Raw genomic sequence first — 21,194 nt, 5'->3', positions numbered from 1 at the left:
GTGCCGAGCCCCGTCACGGCCCTGCGCAACGCGATCTTCGCCCGCCACATGCGCCGCCAGGTGCACCCGGAGAACTTCGGGGCGTTCGGCGAGGGGACCTGGGTCTCCCCACCGGTGAGCATCGACGGGCCGCACAACGTCTACCTCGGCTCGTACGTGACGATCCTCCAGAACGGCCGGATCTCGTGCCCCGACCAGCACCTCGGCGTCTCGTACTCGCCGAAGCTCGTCATCGGCGACCGCACGCACATCGGCCGCGACGTCACGATCGCGTGCTGCGGCTCCATCGAGATCGGCAGCGACGTCTACGCGTCGGACCGCCTGCTGTTCGCCGACACCTACCACGGCTACGAGGACCCGGACGTCCCGATCCGCGATCAGCCGATGGTCGAGCCCCAGCCGGTGAAGATCGGCGACAAGACGAACATCGGGCTCGGCGCGATGGTGCTCCCGGGCGTGACGATCGGCGTGAACTGCGTGATCGGCGCGGGGGCGGTCGTGGTCAGCGACGTGCCCGACAACGCGGTCGTCGTGGGCAACCCGGGGCGCATCGTGCGCCACTTCGACCACGCGCAGCGCGTCTGGAAGCCGGGCGCTCCCGAGGGGTTCCGCTAGCCCCGTACGATCTGCGGCGCATGGACGCTGCGCCGACAGCCGCTCCGGAGGTCGAGCGGCTCGTCGAGGAGGGGCGCGCCGCGGACCACCAGCGCCTGGCGGGCCGCGAGCTGGCCGCCGAGCTGACGGTCGGCGTGCCGGCGCTCGTGGCGGCGCTGGCCTTCGCGCTCCTCGGGCCCGACGAGCTGTCGGGTCTGCCGTGGCTCGAGGCCGTCGTCCTCACCGTCTCCTACGCGATCGCGGGGCGCGTGCGCTTCGAGGTCGGCCTCGGCGCGACCGACCTCTCGCTGCTCGTGCTGGTGCCGATGCTCTTCGAGCTGCCGCCGCAGGTCGTGCCGCTGGCGATCGTCGCCGGCGACCTGCTCGGGACGCTGCCGGACGTCGTCGGGGGACGCGTGCACCGCGACCGCCTGGTCAAGGCGCTGCCCAACGCCTGGTACGCGTTCGGGCCGGCCGTCGTCCTGGCTTACGGCGTCGATGGCGGGCCGCGGTGGGGCGACTGGCCGTCCTACGTCGCGGCCTTCGCGGCGATGGTCGTCTGCGACGCGATCTCGGGGCTCGCCCGCGAGGGGCTGAGCGACCGGGTGGCGCCGCAGGTGCAGATCCGGGTGCTCGCCCTCGTCTACGCCCTGGACGCCATGCTCGCGCCCGTGGGCCTGCTCGCCGCGCTGGCCACCGAGCAGGAGGCCTACGCGTTCCTCCTGCTCGCCCCGCTCGTGCTCGTCCTGCTCGCCTTCGCCCGCGAGCGCGAGCAGCGCCTGACCCAGGCGCTCGAGCTCGCCGAGACCCGCGCCGCGGCCGCCGAGGCCCGCGCCGAGGTCCTGGGCGCCGTCTCGCACGGGCTGCAGACGCCGCTGGCCGTCGTCGTCGGGCTGGCCGACGTCCTGCACCGCGCGCCGCCCTCGCCCGAGCAGGGCGGCGCCTCGCCCATCACCGGCCGCCTGCGCAGCGAGGCCCACTGGCTGCGCCACCAGATCGCCCAGACCCTCGACTACCAGCGCGTCCACGCCGGCCACGCCCTCGGCCTGCGCACCGAGCGCGTCGACGTCGTGGCCCAGGCCCGCGCGGTCGCCGCCCTCCCGCAGGACCCGCCGGGCGTGGACGTCGTGGCCGCCGGCGACGCCGGCGAGCTCATGGCCGCCGCCGACACCCGCCGCGTCGCGCAGGTCCTCACCTCGCTGGTCGACAACGCCCGCCGCGCGTCGCCGCCCGACGCCCGCGTCGTCGTCGCCGTCTCGCGCGCCGACGGCATGGTCCACGCCGAGGTCCGCGACACCGGCCCGGGCATCGCCCCGGAGGTCCGCGAGCGGCTGTTCGCCGACCCGACCGGCGCGCGCGGGACCGACGAGTCGCAGGGCACCGGCATCTCCCTCTACGTCTCCCGGGCGCTGGCCGAGGCCATGGGCGGGACGCTCGAGTGCGACCGCACGGCGGCGGGGGAGACGGCGTTCACGCTGGCGCTGCCGGCGGCCTAGGCGGCGCGCCTCCCATCCGGCGGGCGGCCTACCCTCGTGCACCTCATGAGGCTCGTCGTCGCCCGCTGCGAGGTCCGCTACACCGGCCGCCTGGACGCGCTGCTGCCGATGGCGCTGCGGCTGATCATGCTCAAGAGCGACGGGTCGGTCCTCGTGCACGCCGACACCGGGGGCTACAAGCCGCAGAACTGGATGACGCCGCCGACGGTGGTCGAGGAGTCCGAGGACCGGATCGTGGTGCGCAAGCGCGCGGGGGCGACGGAGGACCGGCTGGACATCGTCATCGAGGAGGTCCTCTCCGACGTGACGCACGACATGGGCGAGGCCGCGGCGCTCGAGAAGGACGGCGTCGAGGCCCACCTGCAGGAGCTGCTGGCCGACGCGCCGGAGTGGTGCGGCGAGGGCTTCCGGCTCGTGCGGCGCGAGTGGCCGACCGACATCGGGCCGGTCGACCTCATGTGCCGCGACGACGAGGACGGGTGGGTCGCCGTCGAGGTCAAGCGCGTCGCGACGATCGAGGCCGTCGAGCAGCTCACGCGCTACCTCGAGCGCATCTGCCGGGACCCGGCGATGGCCGGCTGCCGCGGCGTGCTCGTCGCCCAGACGATCAAGCCGCAGGCGCGGGTCCTGGCCGAGGCGCGCGGCTTCGCGTGCGTCGAGGTCGACCTCGGGGTCCTGCGCGGCGAGCGCGAGCCCGAGCTCACGCTCTTCGCCTAGCGCCCGCGCGTGCGCAGGTAGGCGTCCAGCGCGCCGCGGCCGCGCACCGGCGGGCCGTGGCCGAGCAGGACGAGCTCGGGGTCCAGGTCGGCGAGCTTGCGCTGGGAGCGGCGGTTCTCGGCGGGGTCGATGGTCACGAGCCCCGGCGGGTCGCGCAGGCCGTGGCGCAGCGTCAGCAGCGAGAGGTTGAAGAAGACGTCGCCCGCGACGAGCGTGCGGTCGGCCTCGCGCCAGAAGGCGACGTGCCCGGAGGAGTGGCCGGGGGCGTCGAGGACGGTGAAGCCGGCCGCGAGGTCGTCGCCCTCGTGGAGGTCGCGGTCCACGGCGACCTTCGGGAACGCGCCGAGCTTGCCCCGCACGCCGGTGGCGGCCTCGGCGCTGCCGGCCTCGCACGCCGCGCGGTCGCGCGCGCCGACCCAGAGCGGGACGCCGAGCCGCTCGACGACGGTGCGCGAGCCGCCCGCGTGGTCGGGATGGGCGTGCGTGAGGGCGTGTGCGGTGACGTCGCGGCCGTCGAGCGCGCGGAGGATCGCGGCGCCGTGGCGGGGGTAGCCGGCGTCGACCAGGACGTCGCCGAGGAGGTAGGCGTTCACCCCGTCGCGTGGCATCAGCGCCAGCCTGGCGACGCCCTCGGCGAGCTCCTCGACCTGCACGACCGAGGACCCTAGTCCCCGCGGATAGGCTCGCGCCATGTCCGACACCGCCACCGAGACCGCCGTCACCACCGAGCGGCGCGACGCCGTCCTGCTCATCACCATCAACCGCCCCGAGGTCCGCAACGCGGTCAACGGCGCGGTCGCCGAGGGCATCGCGAAGGCGCTCGACGAGCTCGACGCGGACGACGGCCTCTCGGTCGGCGTGCTCACCGGCGCGGGCGGCTTCTTCTGCGCGGGCATGGACCTGGGCGCGTTCGTGAAGGGCGAGTCGCCGTGGTACGGCGACCGCGGCTTCGCGGGCATCGCCCAGCGCGCGTCGCGCAAGCCGCTCATCGCGGCGATCGAGGGCTTCGCGGTCGCGGGCGGCATGGAGATCGCCCTGTCCTGCGACCTCATCGTCGCCGCGAAGGGCGCGAAGCTCGGGATCCCGGAGGCCAAGCGCTCGCTCGTCGCTGCCGGCGGCGCGCTCCTGCGCCTGCCGCGCCGCATGCCCTACCACGTGGTCATGGAGCTGGCGCTCACCGGCGACCCGCTGCCGGCCGAGCGCTTCCACGAGTTCGGCGTCGTCAACCGCCTCGCCGAGCCGGGCGGCGCGGTCGACACCGCCCTGGAGCTCGCCGCGGCCGTCAGCGCCAACGGCCCGCTCGCCCTCGTCGCCTCCAAGCAGGTGCTCGAGGAGCAGTGGAACTGGACGACGGACGAGATGTGGGCCAAGCAGGGCGAGATCACCGGCCCGGTCTTCGGCTCCGAGGACGCCAAGGAGGGGGCGACGGCGTTCAAGGAGAAGCGCGCGCCGCAGTGGCGCGGACGCTAGCCGCCCGCCTCTGACGTACTGTCAACTAGGGTCGCGGGGTGGACCCAGCTGACCTGGACCTGTCGCTGTCGGACCGGGGGCGTGCGCTGTACGGCCGCCTTCGCGCCTTCCTCGACGAGCACGTCCACCCGGTGGGCGACGAGCTCACGGCGCAGATGGACGCGCTCGACGGTCCCGAGCCGTTCCCACCGCTCATGGCGCAGCTGCGCGCCATGGCGCGCGAGGCCGGCCTGTGGAACCTCTTCCTCGCCGACCCCGAGCACGGCGCCGGCCTGTCGAACGTGGACTACGGCCACCTCTGCGAGCTGCTCGGCCACCACGAGTGGGCGCCGATGGTCTGCAACTGCCAGTTCCCGGACACGGGGAACATGGAGATCCTGCTCCAGCACGGAGACGAGGCGCAGCGCGCGCGTTGGCTCGCGCCGCTGCTCGGCGGCGAGACGCGCTCGTGCTTCGCGCTGACCGAGCCCGACGTCTCGAGCTCGGACCCGACCGGCATCGAGACCCGGGCGCGGCGTGACGGCGACGGCTGGGTCCTGGACGGGCGCAAGTGGTTCATCAGCGGCGCGATCGGCGCCGAGGTCTGCATCCTCATGGCGTCGACGGACCCGGGCGGGCCGCGCCACGAGCGGCTCACCGTCTTCCTCGTGCCGATGGACGCGCCCGGGCTGGAGGTCGTCCGCCGCGTGCCGCTGTTCGGCCACGCCGGCGGTCCCGGCCACGCGGAGCTGCGCCTCGAGGGCTGCCGCGTCGGCGACGACGCGGTGCTCGGCGAGGTGGGCCAGGGCTTCCAGATCGCGCAGGACCGGCTCGGCCCTGGGCGCATCCACCACTGCATGCGCCAGGTCGGCGCCGCCGAGCATGCGCTCGCGCTGGCGACCGACCGCGCCGCGACGCGCCCCCACCTCGACGGGGTGCTGGCGGACACGCAGCTCGTGCGCGAGCACCTCGCGGAGGCGCGGGTCGAGCTCGACGCGGCGCGCCTGCTCGTCCTGCGCGCCGCGCGGGCGATCGACCTGCACGGCAAGCGCGCGGCCTACCGGCACATCTCCATCGCCAAGCTCCACACCGCGCGGATGGTCCAGGACGTCGTCGACCGCGCCATCCAGGTCCATGGCGCGCTGGGCATGAGCGACGACACGCCGCTCGCGCGGATGTGGGTGGTCGCCCGGGCGTTGCGCCTGGGCGACGGCGCTGACGAGGTCCACGTCCTCACGATCGCCAAGCACGAGCTGCGCGACCGCGAGCGGCGGCTGGCCGAGCAGGGCGGCGCCCCGGCCGCCGCGTGACGGCGGAGCTGGTCGCCGCGGCGCCCGACCCGGCGCTCCTGCGCGAGGCGCTCGTCGACGCCGGCGCGCCCGACCCCGGACCCGACGTCGCGATCGAGCGGCTGGCCGGTGGCGCGTCGCGCGAGTCGTGGACCGTCGGCGGGCGGTGGGTCCTCAAGCGCGACCACCCGACGGAGACCGACCCGCCGATGACCGCCGCCAAGGAGCTGCGGGCGCTGGTGGCCGCGCGCGACGCCGGCGTCCCGGTGCCCGAGCCGCTGTGCGCCGAGCCGGCGGGAGGGCGGTTCGGCACCGCGGGCTACGTCGCCGCGCTCGTGCCCGGGACGTCGAGCCCCCGCAGGGTGCTGGCGCTGGACGACGGCGCGCGCCTGGCGGTCGCGCAGGACCTCGGCGCCGCGCTCGGCGCCCTGGCGGGGGTGGACGCCTCCGACGTCGTCGACGTGCCGGCCGGTGGGGCGGTCGGGGCCGTCCTCGCCGACCTGGCGGAGGAGCTCGACGCGGTCGCGCCCGAGCGTGCGGTGCTCGCCGTCGCCCTGCGCGTCCTCGAGCTGCACCCGCCGCCCGAGGCCGACCCGGTCCTGGTCCACGGCGACTTCCGGCTGGGCAACGTCCTCGTCGACGGCGGCCGCGTGCGGGCCATCATCGACTGGGAGTTCTGCCGCGCCGGCGACCCCGCCGAGGACCTCGGCTTCCTCTGCCTGCGCCCCTGGCGCTTCGGTGCCGACGGTCGCCGCGCTGGTGGCCTCGCCGGGCTCGAGCCGGTCCTCGACGCCTACCGGGCGGCGTGCGGTCCACGGCTGGCCGCGCTCGTCGATCCGCGGCGTGTCGCCTACTGGGAGGCCGTCGGCCAGCTGCGCTGGGGCCTGTACTGCCTGCGCCACGCCGCCGGCTACGCCGAGGGCCGCCACCGCCACCTCGAGCGCGCCGTCCTCGGCCGCCGCATCGCCGAGGTCGAGTGGGACCTGCTGGACCTCGTCGAGGAGCTCGCATGACCGACCAGCCCGACGCCCGCGCCCTCGTCGAGGGCTGCGCCGCCGAGGTCGCCGCCATCGCCGCGGACACCGACCCCGCCACCCGCCGCCGCCTCCTCGTCGTGGCCCACGCCCTCGCCCTCGCCGCCCGCGAGCTCCATGCGACGGGGTCTGACCCCGAGCGCCAGGATGCGACGGGGTCTGACCCCGAGCGTGCGACGGGCCCTGGCACCGATGCGACGGGGTCTGACCCCGAGCGGGGGGATGCGACGGGGTCTGACCCCGTGCGGGGGGTGCGGCGTGGCGGACGTGATGCAGAGCTGGTGCAGATCGCGCGGGGGCTGCGCGAGGAGGTCCGGGCGCGGCTGGAGGTCGCACATCCGGGCTACGCGGACCGGTAGCGTCGCCTGACACCCTGTCGAACGAGGAGGAGCAGGCCATGCCGTTCGCGGACGTCGGTGGTCACCGACTGCACTACGAGGACACCGGGGGAGACGGGCCGGCCGTGGTGTTCAGCCACGGGCTGTTCATGGACGGCTCGATGTTCGACGCGCAGGTCGCGGCGCTGAAGGACCGCTACCGGTGCATCACGTGGGACGAGCGCGGCCACGGCCAGACCGGCGAGGTCGACGAGGACTTCTCCTACTGGGACAGCGCGTCCGACCTCGTCGGCCTCATGGACCACCTCGGCATCGACCAGGCCGTGCTGGTGGGGATGTCGCAGGGCGGCTACCTCTCGCAGCGCCTGGCCATCAACCACCCCGAGCGCGTCCAGGGCCTCGTGCTCTTCGCGACCCAGGCGGGGACGGACGAGCACAAGCGCCAGGCCTACGACGCGCTGCTGGACCAGTGGACGTCCCAGGGCCTCGGCGACGAGCTCGCGCAGACCATCGCCGCGATCGTCATCGGGCCGGGCGACCCGAGCGCCGAGCACTGGATCGCCAAGTGGCGCACCAACTCGCCGGAGAACCTGCGCCGCATCTACACGACGCTCGTGGGCCGCGACGACCTCACCCCGCGCCTGGGCGAGATCCGCGCCCCCGCGATGGTCATCTGGGGCGAGGGCGACCTGGCCATCGAGGAGGAGCGCGCCCGTGCGCTCGCCGACGGCCTGGACGCCGAGCTCGTCGCGGTCCCCGGCGCCGGCCACGGCGTGAACTTCACCCACGCCGCCGCCGTGAACCCGCATCTCACGCGGTTCCTCGAGCAGGTCGTCCCGGCCCGGGTGTAGAGCAGGGTCCGGCGGATCTTCGACCGGGTGTCACTGCCCCCGCCCTCCGCGAGCGGGGACAGTGACGCCATGGCCCGCGTGCCGCAGATCGTCGCGTTCGGAGGCGGTGGCTTCTCCATGGAGGCCGGCAACCCGCTGCTCGACGACTACGTCCTGGGCCTCACGGGGGTCGAACGCCCGAAGGTCTGCTTCGTGCCGACCGCCTCCGGGGACGCCGACCACTACGTCGTGCGCTTCTACCGGACCTTCGCCAGCCGGGCCGACTGCTCGCACGTCTCCCTCTTCCGCCGCGACAAGGGCGCCGGCGCGGTCGAGGGCGACCTCCAGGCCCACCTGCTCGACCAGGACCTCATCTACGTCGGCGGCGGCAGCGTCCTCAGCCTCCTGGGCGCCTGGCGCGCGCACGGCGTCGACCAGATGCTGCGCCGCGCGTGGCGCAAGGGCGTCGTGCTCTGCGGCCTGAGCGCCGGCAGCCTCTGCTGGTTCAGCGAGTCGGTCACCGCCTTCCACGGCCCGCCCCAGCGCGTGCGCGGCCTCGGCCTGCTGCCGTGGTCCAACTGCGTGCACTACGACGGCGAGCCCGAGCGCAGCGTCGAGTACCGCCAGATGGTCGGCGACGGGATGCTCCCCGGCTGGGGCGTGGACGACGGCGCCGCCATCCGCTTCGAGGGGCGCGAGCTGGCCGAGGCCGTCGCCTCGCGCCCGAAGGCCAAGGCCCACCGCGTGGAGCTCGTCAACGACGAGGTGGTCGAGGTCCCGGTCCCGACCCGGTACCTGGGCGCGCCGCTGCCGGAACCGGCGGCGGTGCCCGCATGACCGACCGCGAGCCCACGATCTTCGCCATGGGCGGCGGCGGCTTCACGTCGACGCCAGGGGACCCCGCGCTCGACGCGCTGGTCCTCGAGCTGTGCCGCGACACGCCCGAGCCGCGCGTGCTCTTCCTGCCGACCGCCTCCGGCGACCCGCGCGAGCAGATCGCCGCCTTCCACGCGACCTTCGGCGACCGCTGCCGCGCCACGCACCTCTCGCTCTTCCGCCTGCACGGCTCCAAGCGCCCGCTGCGCGACGTCGTCCTCAGCCAGGACGCCGTGTACGTCGGCGGCGGCTCCATGCGCAACATGCTCGCCATCTGGCGGGCCCACGGCCTCGACGGGATCCTCCACGAGGCGTGGGAGCGCGGCATCGTGCTCGCCGGCCTGAGCGCCGGCGCGATGTGCTGGTTCGAGGGCGGCGTGACGATGTCCGGCGGCCCGCCCGAGCCCTACGAGGGCCTGGGGTTCCTCAGCGGCTCGCTGAGCGTCCACGCCGACGGCGAGCCCGCGCGCCTGCCCGTCTACCTCGAGAGCGTCAAGAGCGGGCGCCTGCCCGGCGGCTGGGCGTGCGACGACGGCGTCGGCCTGGTCCTCAAGGGCGACACCGTCGAGCGGATCGTCAGCGCGCGCCCCGGCTCGACCGCCCTGCGCGTCGACGCGGTCGGCGGCGAGCTGGTGCGCCGCCGCCACCAGCCCGAGCTGCTCGGCGTGCCGGTCGGCCCCGAGCGGGTCGTGCCCGACGACATCCGCGAGTTCCGCGCCATGCGACACCGGGGAGGGAGGTGACCCAGATGGCCGCTCCGATCCCGAAGATCCGCACCACCGGCGCCCGCACGGGGCGCGGGACCTAGCGCGTCCGCTGGTCCGGGTGGACCCACGGCTCGGGCGGCTCCTGCGCCTCGAGCGCCGCGAGCCGGGGCAGCAGGATCCGCTGCAGGCGCTCCTCGAGCTCCGCCACCCGCTCGCGCTCCGCCGGGACGGTCGCCTTGGCCGCCTCGAGCGCCCGCAGCGCCACGGCGTGCGCGCCGTCGCCCGACACGTCGACGGTCCCGTCGTCGCGGTCCCACCAGTGCAGCCGCGCGTCCTCGACGACCTCGCGCGCCGCCTCCTCGGCGGGCTTGACGAAGTGCAGCTCGAGGCGCACCGTCTCGACGTCGCGCATCGCGCGGAAGAGGTCGAACAGGCCCACGTCGCGCCCTAGCCCTCGCCGTGGAGGGTGGCGACGACCGCCCGCGACCCGCCGCGGTCGCGGTGCTCGCAGAGGTAGATGCCCTGCCACGTGCCCAGCGCCGGCCGGCCGTCGCGCACCGGCAGCGTCAGCGACGGTCCCATGAGCGACGCCTTGACGTGCGCGGGCATGTCGTCGGGACCCTCGAGCGTGTGCGTCCAGGCGAACTCCTCGGGCACCGAGGCGTTCACCCACGTCTCGAAGTCGCGCCGCACGTCGGGCGACGCGTTCTCGTTGAGCGTCAGCGACGCCGACGTGTGCTGGATGAGCAGGTGCAGGAGCCCGACCCGCACCTCGCCCAGCTCGGGGACGCCCCGCAGCACCTCGTCGGTCACCAGGTGGAACCCGCGGGGCCGGGGCGCGAGCTCGATCCGGTGCTGGGCCCACATGCGGCAGCATGCTGGCATGACGTACTCGCTCGTGGGGCGCGACCCGGCCAGCGGCCGGATGGGCGTCGTCGTCCAGTCGCACTGGTTCTCCGTCGGCTCGATCGTCGCCTGGGCGCGGCCCGGCGTCGGCGCCGTCGCCACCCAGTCCGTGGCCGACCCCGCCTACGGCCCCCGGATGCTCGACCGCCTCGAGCTCGGCGAGGCGCCGCGCGAGGCGCTCGACGCCCTCCTGCTCAACGACGAGGTGCGCACCTACCGCCAGGTGGGCGTGCTCACGCCCGGCGGCGCGCCGGCCAACCACACCGGGCCGGGCTGCATCGGCGAGGCCGGCCACGCCTCCGGCCCCGACTGCACGGCGCAGGCCAACATGATGGCCCGCGCCGGGGTGCCCGAGGCGATGGTCGAGGCCTTCGGCGCCACCGGCGGCCCGCTCGCCCGCCGGCTCCTCGCCGCCGCGCAGGCCGCCGAGCGCGCCGGCGGCGACGTCCGCGGGCGCCAGTCCGCGACGCTCGTCGTCGTCGGGCCCACCGGCGAGCCGTGGCGCCGCGAGGTCGACCTGCGCATCGAGGACCACCCCGACCCGGTCGCCGAGCTGGGCCGCCTGCTCGACATGCACGACGCCTACGCCCACGCCACCGCGGGCGACGAGCTGGCCGGCAGCGGCCACCACGCCGAGGCCGGACGCGAGTACGGGGCGGCCTCGCGGATCCTCCCCGACAACGTCGAGCTGCGCTTCTGGGCCGGCCTGGCGCAGGCCGCCGCCGGCGACCTCGAGGCCGGCGCCGCCCAGGTGCAGGGGACGATCGACCAGCACGCCGGCTGGGGCGTCCTGCTCGACCGGCTGGCGCCCGAGATCGCCCCGAGCGCCGCGGCCGTGCGGGCCGCCCTCGGCCGGGCGGGCTAGCGCTCGCCCGGCGTCTTCTTGGGGTACAGCGACACCGGCCGCCCGAGGTCCAGCGCGGTGCGCAGGATCCGGTTCTGCTCGGCGGTGTGCGCGGCGGGGTAGCCCTCGCCCGGGCTCGCCCGCTCCGGCCGGCCGACGTAGCCGAACTTCAGGTGCTCCGGGAGGGCCTGCATGAGGCGCGGCATCATGTGCGCGCGGGCGCCCATGTTGCGCGGCTCCTCCTGGACCCACACGACCTCCTCGAGGTTCGGGTAGGTCCCGATGAGCTCCTTGATCTGCCCCTCCGGGAAGGGGTAGAGCAGCTCGACGCGGCCGATCGCGACGCCCTCGTTGTCCTCGCGCATCGGGTGGCTCTTGAGGTCGTAGTAGACCTTGCCGGTGCAGAGCAGCAGCCGGCGGACCTTCTCCACCGGCACCCGCGGCTCACCCAGGACGGGGAAGAACTGCGTGTCGGCGAGGTGCTCGATGCGGTTGGTCGCCTGGGGGAGGCGCAGCAGCGACTTCGGCGTGAAGACGACGAGCGGGCGCTGCTTGACGATGCGGGCCTGACGGCGCAGCAGGTGGAAGTACTGCGCCGGCGTCGTGAGGTTCGCGACGCGGATGTTGCCCTCGGCGGCGAGCTGCAGGAAGCGCTCGAGGCGGGCGGAGGAGTGCTCGGGGCCCGAGCCCTCGTAGCCGTGGGGCAGCAGGAGCGTCAGCCGCGAGGTCTGGCCCCACTTGGCCAGGCCGGAGACCAGGAACTGGTCGATGATGACCTGCGCGGAGTTGGCGAAGTCGCCGAACTGCGCCTCCCACAGCACGAGCGTCTCGGGCGCCTCGGCGGAGTAGCCGTACTCGAAGCCCAGGCACGCGATCTCGCTCAGCGGCGAGTTGTGCAGCTCGAACGGCGCGAGCGCGCCGGGCAGGTTCTGGATCGGCGAGACGGTCTGGCCCGTCTTGGCGTCGTGGAGCACCAGGTGGCGCTGGGAGAACGTGCCGCGCTCGGCGTCCTGGCCGGTGAGGCGGACCGGGATGCCCTCGGTGAGCAGCGACGCGTAGGCCAGCGCCTCGGCGTGCGCCCAGTCGATGCCGCCGTCCTCGCCCAGGGCGGTGCGCCGGCGCTCGAGCTGCTTGACGAGCTTCGGGTGGACCGTGAAGCCCTCCGGGACGGCCAGCAGCTCCTCGTTGAGGACCCGCAGGCGGTCGGCCGAGACCGCGGTCTTGACGTCGGGCGACGGCGAGCGGTCCAGCTGGTACTCGCCCGTCTGCTGCTCGGCGGTGCCGGCGTCCTCGGCGGCCTTGATCTGCGCCTTGAGGTCCTGGTGCAGCTCGGTCAGGCGCGCCCAGATCGTGTCGCGCTCGCGGTCGACGTCGTCCTGGGACACCGCACCGTCGCCGACCAGCCGCTCCGCGAAGAGCTCGGAGACGCGCTTCTTGCGCTTGATCACCGAGTACATCTCGGGCTGCGTGTAGGCGGGCTCGTCGGCCTCGTTGTGGCCGAAGCGGCGGTAGCCGATGAGGTCGATGACGACGTCGTGGCCGAACTCCTGGCGGAAGGCGAACGCGAGGCGCACCGCGGAGATGCAGGCGCCCACGTCGTCGGCGTTGACGTGGATGATCGGCGTGTCGAAGCCCTTGGCGAGGTCCGACGCCCAGCGCGTGGAGCGCGAGTCCTCCGGGTCCGTGGTGAAGCCGACCTGGTTGTTCTGGACGATGTGCAGGGTGCCGCCGACCTTGTAGCCGTCGAGCGCCTGGAGGTTCAGCGCCTCGGCGACGACGCCCTGGCCCGGGAACGCCGCGTCGCCGTGGAGCACGACCGGGACGGCGTTGTCGGTGTCGCGATGGGCGTGCGGGCCCTGGCGCGTGGTCTGCGCCGCGCGCGCCGCGCCGACGACCACGGGGTGCACGAACTCGAGGTGCGACGGGTTGCTCTCGAGGTTGACGAGGATCGACTCGCCGTTGGCCAGCTGGTAGCTGCCCTGCGCGCCGTGGTGGTACTTGACGTCGCCGGTCCCGCCCTGCGGGATCGTCGTGACGGCCTCGAGCGTCGAGGCGCCCTCGAACTCCGCGAAGATCGTCTCGTAGGGCCGGCCGAGGTTGTGGGCCAGCACGTTGAGGCGGCCGCGGTGGGCCATGCCGACGACGACCTCGCGGGCGCCGTGCGCGGCGGCCAGCTGGATCATCTCGTCGAGCATCGGGACGGTCATGTCCAGGCCCTCGATCGAGAACTGCTTCTGGCCCAGGTAGGCCTTGTGCATGAAGCGCTCGAAGGCGTCGACCTCGACGAGGCGCTTGAGCAGCGCCTTGGACTCCTCGGTCGTCAGCGGCTTGCGGTACTCGCCGGACTCGATCTTCTCCCGCAGCCAGGTGCGCTGGCGGTGGGAGGCGATGTGCTCGATCTCGTAGGAGATCGTCCCGCAGTAGGTCTCGCGCAGGTGCGGCAGCGCGTCGGCCAGCGTCGCGCCCGGCACGAAGATGCGCAGGACCTTCGCCGGGATCTTCGCCATGAGCTCCGGCGTGAGGCCGACCGTCTCGGGGTCGAGCGCCGGGTCGCCCTCGGGCTCGGTGCCCAGCGGATCCAGCCGGGCGGCCAGGTGGCCGTGCGTGCGGTGGGCCTTGACGAGCGAGGTCGCGGCCTGGACGGCCACGAGGAGCTCCTCGTCGACCTGGGCCTGCGTGGCGCCGCTCGGCGCGGACTCGCGCGCGGCGGCCGCGGCGGCGGCGGGCGCCGGCGGGGCGGGGGTCGGCCCGGGCTGCACGCCCAGCGAGCCGAAGACGCCCTCGTAGAACCCGTTCTCGCCCTGGAGGTAGGCCTCGACGACCTGGAGGAACTGCCCCGACTCGGCCCCCTGGATGATCCGGTGGTCGTAGGTCGAGGTCATCGTCATGACCTTCTCGGCGCCGATCATGTCGCCGATCGCGCCGAGGCCGACGGGGTAGGCGATCGAGCCGGTGGCGATGATCGTGCCCTGGCCGGTCATGAGCCGCGGGACCGAGGCGATGGTGCCGATGCCGCCCGGGTTGGTGAGCGAGACGTTGGCGCCGACGAGGTCGTCGGCCGTCAGCTTGTTCTCCCGCGCGCGGGCGATGAGGTCGTCGAAGGCGGCCTTGAAGTCGCGGAACGACAGCCGGCCGGCGTCGCGGATCACCGGGACCATCAGCGTGCGTGAGCCGTCGCGCTTCTGGACGTCGACCGCGATGCCGAGGTTGACCTGGCCGTCGTCGACCCGGAAGCCCTTGCCGTCGGCCTCGTCGAAGTGGTGGGCCATGACCGGCATGTCCTGCGTGGCGGCCAGGGCGATCGCGTAGGCGATCAGGTGGGTGAACGACGCCTTGTGGCCCGCGGCCTTGAGCTCCTTGCGCCGGCCGTCCATGACGGTGACGGTCATCGTGCGGAACGACGTGGCGGTCGGGATCGACCGCGACTCGTCCATGTACTTCGCGAGCATCGCCGCGCCGCCCTTGAGCTGCTGGCGGCTGGCCTCGGCGCTCGCGGCGGAGGCGCCGTTGGACGACGCGGGGGCGGCCTTCGAGGTCCCGCCGCCGGCCTTGGCGTCCAGGACGTCCTGCTTCGTGACGCGCCCCTGCGGGCCCGTGCCCGTGACGGCGCCGAGGTCGACGCCCTCGGCGGCCGCGGCGCGCGCGGCGACCGGCGTGGCCTTGACGTCGGAGGCGGGGGTGGACGGCGCGGGCGCGCTCGTCGCCGCGCCGTTGCTCGGCGCATCGCCGCCGGCCGGCTTGGCCTTGCCGGCGCCGACCTGCATGCGCGCGATCGTCTGATGGGGGACGACGGTGTCGCCCTCCTCGGCCAGGATCTCGGTGATGACGCCCGCGGCGGGCGCCGGCAGCTCCATGTCGACCTTGTCCGTGGAGAGCTCGACCACGGTCTGGCCGTCCTCGACGCTGTCGCCGACCTTGACCGACCACTCGAGGACCGTCGCCTCGGTGACCGACTCGCCGCCCGCGGGGGTGTCGATGTCGATGACCTCGCCGCCGCCCGCGGCGCCGTCGTCGGCGGCACCGGCGCCGTCCGCCGAAGCGGTGGGCGCCGGAGCGTCGGGCTCGGTCGGGGCCGCGCCGTCGTCGGGCTGGATCTCCGCGAGCAGCTGGCCGACGGTGACCGTGTCACCGGCCGCGACGTGGAGCTTCACCACCACGCCCGTCGCGGGACTCGGCACTTCGACGTCGACCTTGTCGGTCGAGATCTCGACGATGGTGGCGTCGGTCTCGATCCGGTCTCCCTCCTCGACGTGCCATTCGAGGATCTCGCCCTCGGTCACCGATTCGCCGGCGCCCGGGGCCACAACCTGGATCGTGGTGTCGACTGCCATGTGAGCTCCCCCGGAGCCTAGCGCGCCGGGTGCGCCGCTACAGGACGGGGCGGACACGTGCAAGAGCACGGTCCTGGCGGACGAACTCCGCGGTGCCCAGGAACGGGCCGACGGCGCCCAGGACGGCGATCGCCACGGCCAGCCGCAGGTCGATCAGCCGCTTGCGCAGGCCGACCACCGCCAGCGCGCACATGACGAACCAGCCGAGGCCGTGCGCCCACCCGAAGACCATCTCCGCGCTGGCCGCGCCGGGGACCGCCCAGGCGACCAGCAGGCAGAGGTAGGCGGCCGAGTGGGTGAAGGAGGCGGCCTTGATGCGCCGCCGGGTGAGCGTCATGCGGAGCTGGCCAGCAACCGAGCCATGGTCTTCAGCGGCTCGTCGGCCTCGTCGGGCCACGCGTCCACGTCGGCGGGCCACCACGCGTGCGCGTCGTGCTCGTGGTCGGGCGTGACCTCGGCCCCCGGCGCCAGCCACGCCTGGCCCACGACCATGACCATGTCGTGGGGCAGCTGGACGAGCGCCTCGACCTGGACGCGCTCGGCGGTGACCGACCACTCCTCCTCGAGCTCGCGCCCCAGGGTCGCGGCGGGGTTCTCGCCCTCGTCGACCGCGCCGCCGGCGCCCAGCGCCCAGCGCCCGGCCCACGACGACAGCCACGCGGCGCGGCGGCCGGCGAGCCACCGCCCCTCGCAGTCGCGCACGGCGCACAGCGCCGACATCGACCGCGACGCGTCGCCCTCCACGAGGCGCAGCGCCCAGCGGACGGGCTGCAGCTCGAGCGTCAGGGAGCCGTCGTCCTCCACCGACCAGCGCACGAGGCGCGCCGCGACGCCGTCGTGGCTGGGCGAGCCGCGGTCGCGCAGCGCCTCGATCGCGGCGTCGGCCGCCTCGGTGTTCGCCGCCGGGGCGCGGTAGGCGTCGTCGTGCCAGACCGCCCGCACCTGGTCCACGCTCCACGGTCCACGGGCGAGGAGGGCGGGGGCCGGCGGGGCGCTGCTCATCGCTGCATAGGCTACGCGCCGTGTCGCACCGAGCGACGTGGGAGGAGCACTGTCGGCGGCGCGAGCTCGCCGTGCCCGTGGACGCCGAGGGCCGGCCCTCCTGGCGCCCGTCGGCGCGCGCCGCGGGCTGGCGGGTGGTCGATGGGGCGGGCACCGTCTACGCCACCACGACCGTCCACCCGCGCGGCGAGGCGCCCTACGACGTCTCGCTCATCGACCTCGACGCGGGTGTGCGCCTCATGGGCACCGTCCGCGGCGGTGGGACCATCGGGCAGCGGGTGCGCCTCGTCTGGCGCGACGGCGAGGAGCCGCCGGTGCCCGAGTGGGAGCCCGCGGCGTGAGCGTCGCGGTCGTCGGCGCCGCCGAGGCCGGCCTCGGGGAGGCGCCGCCCGGCACGACGCCGGCCGAGCTCATGGGCCAGGCCTCGCTGGCCGCCCTCGCCGAGGCGGGGCTCACGACGGACGACGTCGACGGCCTCTTCGCCTCCTCGACCCAGCTGCCGTGGGCCTCGATCAACCTCGGCGAGGAGCTGGGCATCGCCCCGCGGGTCTCCGACTCGACGATGCTCGGCGGCGCGTCGCCCGTCGCCCACCTCGCGCACGCGCGCGCGGCGATCCTGGCCGGTGCCTGCGAGGTCGCGCTCATCGCGTACGGCTCGACGCAGCGCTCCGTCGGCCGCGCGAACGCCTCGCCGCAGGAGGTCGACCGCTACGAGGCGCCGTACCGCCCGGTGCTCCCGATCACGGCCTACGCCCTCGCGGCCTCGCGCCACATGCACGAGTTCGGGACGACCCCCGAGCAGCTCGCGTGGGTCGCCGTGAGCGCCCGGCGCTGGGCGCAGCGCACCCCCGGCGCCTGGAGCACGAAGCCGCTCACCGTGCAGGACGTCCTGGACGCGCCGCGCGTCTGCGACCCGCTCGGCGTCAAGGACTGCTGCCTGGTCACCGACGGCGGCGGGGCGCTCGTCGTCGTCGCCGAGGCCCGCGCCCGCGCCCTGGCCGCCGAGGGCGCGCCGCCGCCCGTCCACCTCCTCGGCGTCGCCGAGGCCCACCGCCACCGCCACGTCTCCTCGATGCCCGACCTCGTCCGCACCGCCGCCGCCGACTCCGGCGCGCGCGCCTACGCCATGGCGGGCGTCGGCCCCGCCGACGTCCAGTGCGCCCAGCTCTACGACGCCTTCACCATCACGCCGATCCTCTTCGCCGAGGACCTGGGGCTCTGCGCCAAGGGCGAGGGCGGGGCGTTCTTCGAGGGCGGGCGCACCGGCCCCGACGGCGACGGGCTGCCGGTGAACACCAACGGCGGTGGGCTCTCCTACGCACACGCGGGGATGAACGGCCTCCAGCTGCTGGTCGAGGGCGTGCGCCAGGTCCGCGCGGGCCGCGACGTCGCGCTCGTCCACGCCAACGGCGGCGTCTTCAGCGCGCAGGCCACGGCGATCCTCGGCAGCGCGGCGACGGCATGACCCGGGTGCGCTCGTGGTGGGGCTGGGGCTTCGAGGACGCGGCGGTCGACCCGGCGGCCCTCGCGCCGATGGTCACGGAGGTCCTCGGCTTCGCGCTCGACGGCGACGTCCTCGACCCCGTGCCGATCGAGCAGGTGGCCGTCCCGGCCCCCCGGCTGGCCCTGCCGACGACCGCGGGCTGGTCGACCGACCCGCGCGACCGCCTCGGCCACGCCCAGGGCAAGGCGTTCCGGGACATCGCCCGGGCCGTCCGCGGGCGCGTCGACCACGTGCCCGACGCGGTGGTCTTCGCCCGCGACGAGGACGTCGTCGGCGAGGTGCTCGCGTGGGCGGCCCAGGAGGGCGCGGTCGTCGTGCCCTACGGCGGCGGGACGAGCGTCGTCGGCGGCCTCGAGCCGCGCGACGGCCGGCCGTGGGTCTCGCTGGACCTCTCCGGCCTGGACCGGCTCCTCGACGTCGACGCCGTCTCGCGCGCCGCGCGAATCCAGGGCGGCGCGAGCGGCCCGCGCCTGGAGGCCCAGCTCGCCGAACACGGACTGACGATGCGCTTCTTCCCGCAGTCGTTCGAGCTCTCCACGCTGGGCGGCTGGATCGCGACGCGCGCCGGCGGCCACTTCGCGACGGTGTGGACCCACGTCGACGACCTCGTCGAGGCCGTGCGCGCCGTCACCCCCTCCGGCGTCTGGGAGAGCACCCGGCTGCCCGGCAGCGGCGCCGGCCCGTCGCCCGACCGGCTGCTGCTCGGCTCGGAGGGGATCCTCGGTGCGATCACCGAGGCGTGGGTGCGCGTGCAGCCCAAGCCCGAGCACCGCGCCCAGCGCGCCGTGCGCTTCGCCTCGTTCCTGCGCGGGGCCGACGCGGTGCGCGCGATCAGCCAGGCCGCGCTGCATCCCAGCGCCTGCCGGCTGCTCGACCCGCTCGAGGCCGTGCAGGCCGGCGCGGGCGACGGCACGCAGGCGGTGCTCGTCCTGGGCTTCGAGTCCACCGACCACGACGTCGAGGACGCCCTCGGGCGCGCGCTGGCGCTCTGCCGCGCCCACGGCGGCGAGCCCGACCCGCCCAGGGCGCGCGGCGCCGCCGACGACAGCGTCGGCGCCTGGCGCGACGCGTTCATCGCCATGCCCTACCTGCGCGACGCGCTGCTGCGCCTCGGGATCGTGAGCGAGACGTTCGAGACCGCGGTGACCTGGGACCGCCTCCCGGCGCTGCACGACGAGGTCGTCGGCGCGGTGCGCGAGGCGCTCGGCGAGCCGTGTCGCGTCACCTGCCGCTTCACGCACGTCTACCCGGACGGCCCGGCCCCGTACTTCACGGTGCTGGCCCCGGCGGTGCGCGGCGGCGAGGTCGAGCAGTGGGACCGCGCGAAGGCCGCCGCCTCGGAGGCGCTGCACCGGGCGGGCGGGACGATCACCCACCACCACGCGGTCGGCCGCGACCACCGCCCCTGGTACGACCGCCAGCGGCCCGAGCCGTTCGCGGCGGCCCTGCGAGCGGCGAAGGCGGCGCTCGACCCGGCCGGGGTGCTCAACCCCGGCGTGCTGGTCGACCCCTAGCCCCGGCGGTCGTACTTCTTGACGCGCTCGGAGACCTTGACGAACCGCCCGGCGCGCGCGGAGTACCGGAACCGCGCGACGGCGAGGTACGTCGGGCAGCAGCCGCCGTCCGTGCGCTTGTACCACGGCTGCTCGAGCGTGAGCGTGGTGCCGTCCTTCGAGAGGACCGCGTCGCCCGTGCCGGGGTAGGACGCCCGCTTGGGGCGCCTGGTCTCGAAGCCCTTGCCCGGGTGGCGGTAGAGCGTGCGGACCGCGAGGCAGCCGTCGGCGCCGCGGCGGAAGGCGACGATGCGGTCCTCGCCGTTGCGGGCGGCGGCGCCGCTGCGCCCCACGACGAAGACCTCCTGCGTGGCGGGGTCGCCGTCGGCCTCGACCGGGTCGGCCGCCACGAACGCGTCGTGGTCCCGGCGCAGGAGGTCGATGCGCTGCGGCCGGCCGTCGGCGCAGTAGGCCTCGACCGTGGCCTGCTTGGCGCTGAAGCTGTCCTCGGGACAGGGCGGCGTGGCCGTGCCCTCGGCGCTGAAGCACTCGGTCTCGCGGACCTGGAGGGTCTCCGGCGTGCCATCGCGGTCGAGGTCGATGGACTGCGAGCCCACGTCGGCCATCGCGACGGCCGCGGGCACGGTCGCGCAGAGGACGGCGAGCACGGAGAGCGGGCGGCGCATGCTGCGGATCGTGCTGGGCGGCGAGGACGCGCCCCAGGGAGCCGCCACCCCGAACCGGGTGCGGGCGACCGCACCGGCGCGCCGCTGGCACCATGGGGGCGTGGCGCGGATCGTCCTCCTGGGCCCGGGCGCCGTCGGCGGCCTCCTCGCGGGCGCGCTCACGCGCGCGGGAGGCGAGGCGGTGCTCGTCGGCCGGCCCGGCACGGTCGCGGCCATCGCCCGCGACGGCCTGCGCCTGCAGAGCCCGCGCTACGGCGACGAGCGCCACGCCGTCCGCGCGGTCGAGCGCCTGGAGCTGCGCGGGGACGACGTGCTCGTCGTCGCGACGAAGGCCGCCGGCCTGCGCGACGGGCTCGACCGCGTCGGGGGGACGCCCGCAGCCGTCGTCCCGCTGCTCAACGGCCTGGACCACGTGGGCGTGCTGCGCGAGCGCTTCGGCGACCGCGTCGTCGCCGCCACGATCCGCGTGCAGGCCCACCGCGAGGGCCCGGCGCACGTCGTGCACCGCATCCCGCTGGCGCTCGTCACCCTCGCCGCCCCCGGCTGCCCGCCCCTGGTCGCGGCGCTGCGCGCGGCGGACGTCGACGTGGACGACGCGGGCGCCTCGCAGACCGACGTCCTGTGGGGCAAGCTCACGCGGCTGTGCGCCATCGCGTTGGCGACGGCGGCGGCCGACAGGCCGCTGGGCGACGTGCGCGAGGACGCGCGCGCGGTGGCCCGCGAGGCGGCCGCGGTCGCCCGGGCCGACGGCGCGGCGGTCGACGAGGCGGCCGTCCTGCGCGAGCTCGACGAGCTGCCCGATGGCGCGACGAGCTCCCTGCGGGCGGACGTCGTGGCGGGCGCGGAGCACGAGCTCGACGCGATCGCCGGAGCGGTGCAGCGCGCCGCGCGGCGCCACGGGCTCGACGTGGCGACGGTCGATCGCCTTTCGGCGGCCGTGCTCCGCCGTTCGTCGCAGTTCACACCTGTTTCTGGGACACGCGTCTAGGTTCCCCGCACCTCGCAGCCGGACGGGACCGGCGGGGGTGCCCGAGGGTCGGGACAAGGGGGACGCGCGGCGACGCCGTGGGTTCGCCCGGCGCCGGGCGGTCATCCATC

Annotated in this window: 22 protein-coding genes; 15 read left to right on the top strand and 7 right to left on the bottom strand. The window is 75.3% G+C overall.

The window, feature by feature from the left end:
* Genes JUB12_RS13335 through nucS form a run of 3 tightly spaced genes read left to right on the top strand, consistent with a single transcriptional unit; the run spans nt 1 to nt 2,807 of the window.
* The gene (locus JUB12_RS13335) at nt 1-615 is read left to right on the top strand and encodes an acyltransferase (RefSeq protein ID WP_241004259.1); all 615 of its coding nucleotides are present in this window, start codon (nt 1-3) and stop codon (nt 613-615) included.
* A 20-nt stretch (nt 616-635) separates the two neighbouring features.
* On the top strand, nt 636-2,090 hold the full coding sequence (locus JUB12_RS13330; RefSeq protein WP_205695915.1) for a sensor histidine kinase KdpD: 1,455 nt from the start codon (nt 636-638) through the stop codon (nt 2,088-2,090).
* A 45-nt stretch (nt 2,091-2,135) separates the two neighbouring features.
* A complete protein-coding gene (gene nucS, locus JUB12_RS13325; RefSeq protein ID WP_205695914.1) occupies nt 2,136-2,807 on the top strand; it encodes an endonuclease NucS in 672 nt (223 codons plus the stop codon).
* On the opposite strand, the gene JUB12_RS13320 is transcribed toward nucS, so the two are convergent.
* Nucleotides 2,804-3,460, bottom strand: coding sequence for an MBL fold metallo-hydrolase (locus tag JUB12_RS13320; RefSeq protein ID WP_205695913.1), 657 nt, complete (start codon nt 3,458-3,460; stop codon nt 2,804-2,806). The genes nucS and JUB12_RS13320 overlap by 4 nt on opposite strands.
* 37 nt (nt 3,461-3,497) lie before the next feature.
* Between JUB12_RS13320 and JUB12_RS13315 the strand changes: the two genes are divergently transcribed.
* The 7 genes from JUB12_RS13315 to JUB12_RS13285 all read left to right on the top strand — a co-directional run bounded on the left by JUB12_RS13315 (nt 3,498) and on the right by JUB12_RS13285 (nt 9,366).
* On the top strand, nt 3,498-4,277 hold the full coding sequence (locus tag JUB12_RS13315; RefSeq protein ID WP_205695912.1) for a crotonase/enoyl-CoA hydratase family protein: 780 nt from the start codon (nt 3,498-3,500) through the stop codon (nt 4,275-4,277).
* Between the two features lie 38 nt (nt 4,278-4,315).
* Nucleotides 4,316-5,566: an acyl-CoA dehydrogenase family protein gene (locus JUB12_RS13310; RefSeq protein ID WP_241004258.1), complete on the top strand. Its 1,251-nt coding sequence runs from the start codon at nt 4,316-4,318 to the stop codon at nt 5,564-5,566.
* Nucleotides 5,563-6,558, top strand: coding sequence for a phosphotransferase family protein (locus JUB12_RS13305; RefSeq protein WP_205695911.1), 996 nt, complete (start codon nt 5,563-5,565; stop codon nt 6,556-6,558). The genes JUB12_RS13310 and JUB12_RS13305 overlap by 4 nt, the downstream gene beginning before the upstream one ends.
* Nucleotides 6,555-6,938, top strand: a complete 384-nt coding sequence (locus tag JUB12_RS13300; RefSeq protein ID WP_205695910.1) for a hypothetical protein — start codon at nt 6,555-6,557, stop codon at nt 6,936-6,938. The genes JUB12_RS13305 and JUB12_RS13300 overlap by 4 nt, the downstream gene beginning before the upstream one ends.
* 38 nt (nt 6,939-6,976) lie before the next feature.
* Complete coding sequence (locus JUB12_RS13295) at nt 6,977-7,768, top strand: alpha/beta fold hydrolase (RefSeq protein WP_205695909.1); 792 nt, start codon at nt 6,977-6,979, stop codon at nt 7,766-7,768.
* A 69-nt stretch (nt 7,769-7,837) separates the two neighbouring features.
* The gene (locus JUB12_RS13290; protein ID WP_205695908.1) at nt 7,838-8,584 is read left to right on the top strand and encodes a peptidase E; all 747 of its coding nucleotides are present in this window, start codon (nt 7,838-7,840) and stop codon (nt 8,582-8,584) included.
* Entirely contained in the window at nt 8,581-9,366 is a 786-nt protein-coding gene (locus JUB12_RS13285; protein ID WP_205695907.1) for a peptidase E, read from the top strand. Before JUB12_RS13290 ends, JUB12_RS13285 begins: the two co-directional genes overlap by 4 nt.
* A 61-nt stretch (nt 9,367-9,427) precedes the next feature.
* Here JUB12_RS13285 and JUB12_RS13280 read toward each other — a convergent pair whose 3' ends face one another.
* Entirely contained in the window at nt 9,428-9,769 is a 342-nt protein-coding gene (locus tag JUB12_RS13280; RefSeq protein WP_205695906.1) for a hypothetical protein, read from the bottom strand.
* An 8-nt stretch (nt 9,770-9,777) separates the two neighbouring features.
* Nucleotides 9,778-10,197 carry a secondary thiamine-phosphate synthase enzyme YjbQ gene (locus JUB12_RS13275; protein WP_205695905.1) on the bottom strand — a complete coding sequence of 140 codons (420 nt, stop codon included), beginning with the start codon at nt 10,195-10,197 and terminating at the stop codon, nt 9,778-9,780.
* 16 nt (nt 10,198-10,213) lie between these two features.
* Here JUB12_RS13275 and JUB12_RS13270 point away from each other — a divergent pair, with 16 nt between their 5' ends.
* Nucleotides 10,214-11,101, top strand: a complete 888-nt coding sequence (locus JUB12_RS13270; protein ID WP_205695904.1) for a DUF1028 domain-containing protein — start codon at nt 10,214-10,216, stop codon at nt 11,099-11,101.
* Here the strand turns inward: JUB12_RS13270 and JUB12_RS13265 are convergent.
* From JUB12_RS13265 to JUB12_RS13255, 3 genes are read right to left on the bottom strand one after another with little or no spacing between them, the layout of a single operon-like run.
* Complete coding sequence (locus JUB12_RS13265) at nt 11,098-15,411, bottom strand: multifunctional oxoglutarate decarboxylase/oxoglutarate dehydrogenase thiamine pyrophosphate-binding subunit/dihydrolipoyllysine-residue succinyltransferase subunit (protein WP_205695903.1); 4,314 nt, start codon at nt 15,409-15,411, stop codon at nt 11,098-11,100. The genes JUB12_RS13270 and JUB12_RS13265 overlap by 4 nt on opposite strands.
* A gap of 37 nt (nt 15,412-15,448) precedes the next feature.
* Complete coding sequence (locus tag JUB12_RS13260) at nt 15,449-15,748, bottom strand: hypothetical protein (protein WP_205695902.1); 300 nt, start codon at nt 15,746-15,748, stop codon at nt 15,449-15,451.
* Complete coding sequence (locus JUB12_RS13255) at nt 15,745-16,413, bottom strand: NUDIX hydrolase (RefSeq protein ID WP_205695901.1); 669 nt, start codon at nt 16,411-16,413, stop codon at nt 15,745-15,747. Before JUB12_RS13255 ends, JUB12_RS13260 begins: the two co-directional genes overlap by 4 nt.
* Before the next feature lie 20 nt (nt 16,414-16,433).
* On the opposite strand from JUB12_RS13255, the gene JUB12_RS13250 reads away from it, so the two are divergent.
* From JUB12_RS13250 to JUB12_RS13240, 3 genes are read left to right on the top strand one after another with little or no spacing between them, the layout of a single operon-like run.
* Nucleotides 16,434-16,754: a Zn-ribbon domain-containing OB-fold protein gene (locus JUB12_RS13250; RefSeq protein WP_205695900.1), complete on the top strand. Its 321-nt coding sequence runs from the start codon at nt 16,434-16,436 to the stop codon at nt 16,752-16,754.
* Nucleotides 16,751-17,878 (top strand): acetyl-CoA acetyltransferase, encoded by a 1,128-nt coding sequence (locus JUB12_RS13245; protein ID WP_205695899.1) that lies wholly within the window; start codon nt 16,751-16,753, stop codon nt 17,876-17,878. Before JUB12_RS13250 ends, JUB12_RS13245 begins: the two co-directional genes overlap by 4 nt.
* Nucleotides 17,875-19,431 (top strand): FAD-binding oxidoreductase, encoded by a 1,557-nt coding sequence (locus JUB12_RS13240; protein ID WP_205695898.1) that lies wholly within the window; start codon nt 17,875-17,877, stop codon nt 19,429-19,431. The genes JUB12_RS13245 and JUB12_RS13240 overlap by 4 nt, the downstream gene beginning before the upstream one ends.
* Here the strand turns inward: JUB12_RS13240 and JUB12_RS13235 are convergent.
* Nucleotides 19,428-20,096, bottom strand: coding sequence for a hypothetical protein (locus JUB12_RS13235; RefSeq protein ID WP_205695897.1), 669 nt, complete (start codon nt 20,094-20,096; stop codon nt 19,428-19,430). The genes JUB12_RS13240 and JUB12_RS13235 overlap by 4 nt on opposite strands.
* On the opposite strand from JUB12_RS13235, the gene JUB12_RS13230 reads away from it, so the two are divergent.
* Nucleotides 20,095-21,084, top strand: a complete 990-nt coding sequence (locus JUB12_RS13230; RefSeq protein WP_205695896.1) for a ketopantoate reductase family protein — start codon at nt 20,095-20,097, stop codon at nt 21,082-21,084. The two genes, JUB12_RS13235 and JUB12_RS13230, sit on opposite strands and share 2 nt — an antisense overlap.
* Nucleotides 21,085-21,194 lie beyond the last annotated feature (110 nt).

It is taken from the genome of Conexibacter sp. SYSU D00693, from assembly GCF_017084525.1.
In the GTDB taxonomy this organism is placed as follows: domain Bacteria; phylum Actinomycetota; class Thermoleophilia; order Solirubrobacterales; family Solirubrobacteraceae; genus Baekduia.
Note: the sequence above shows the minus strand (reverse complement) of the source record. Positions and strands in the feature narration are given on the sequence as shown.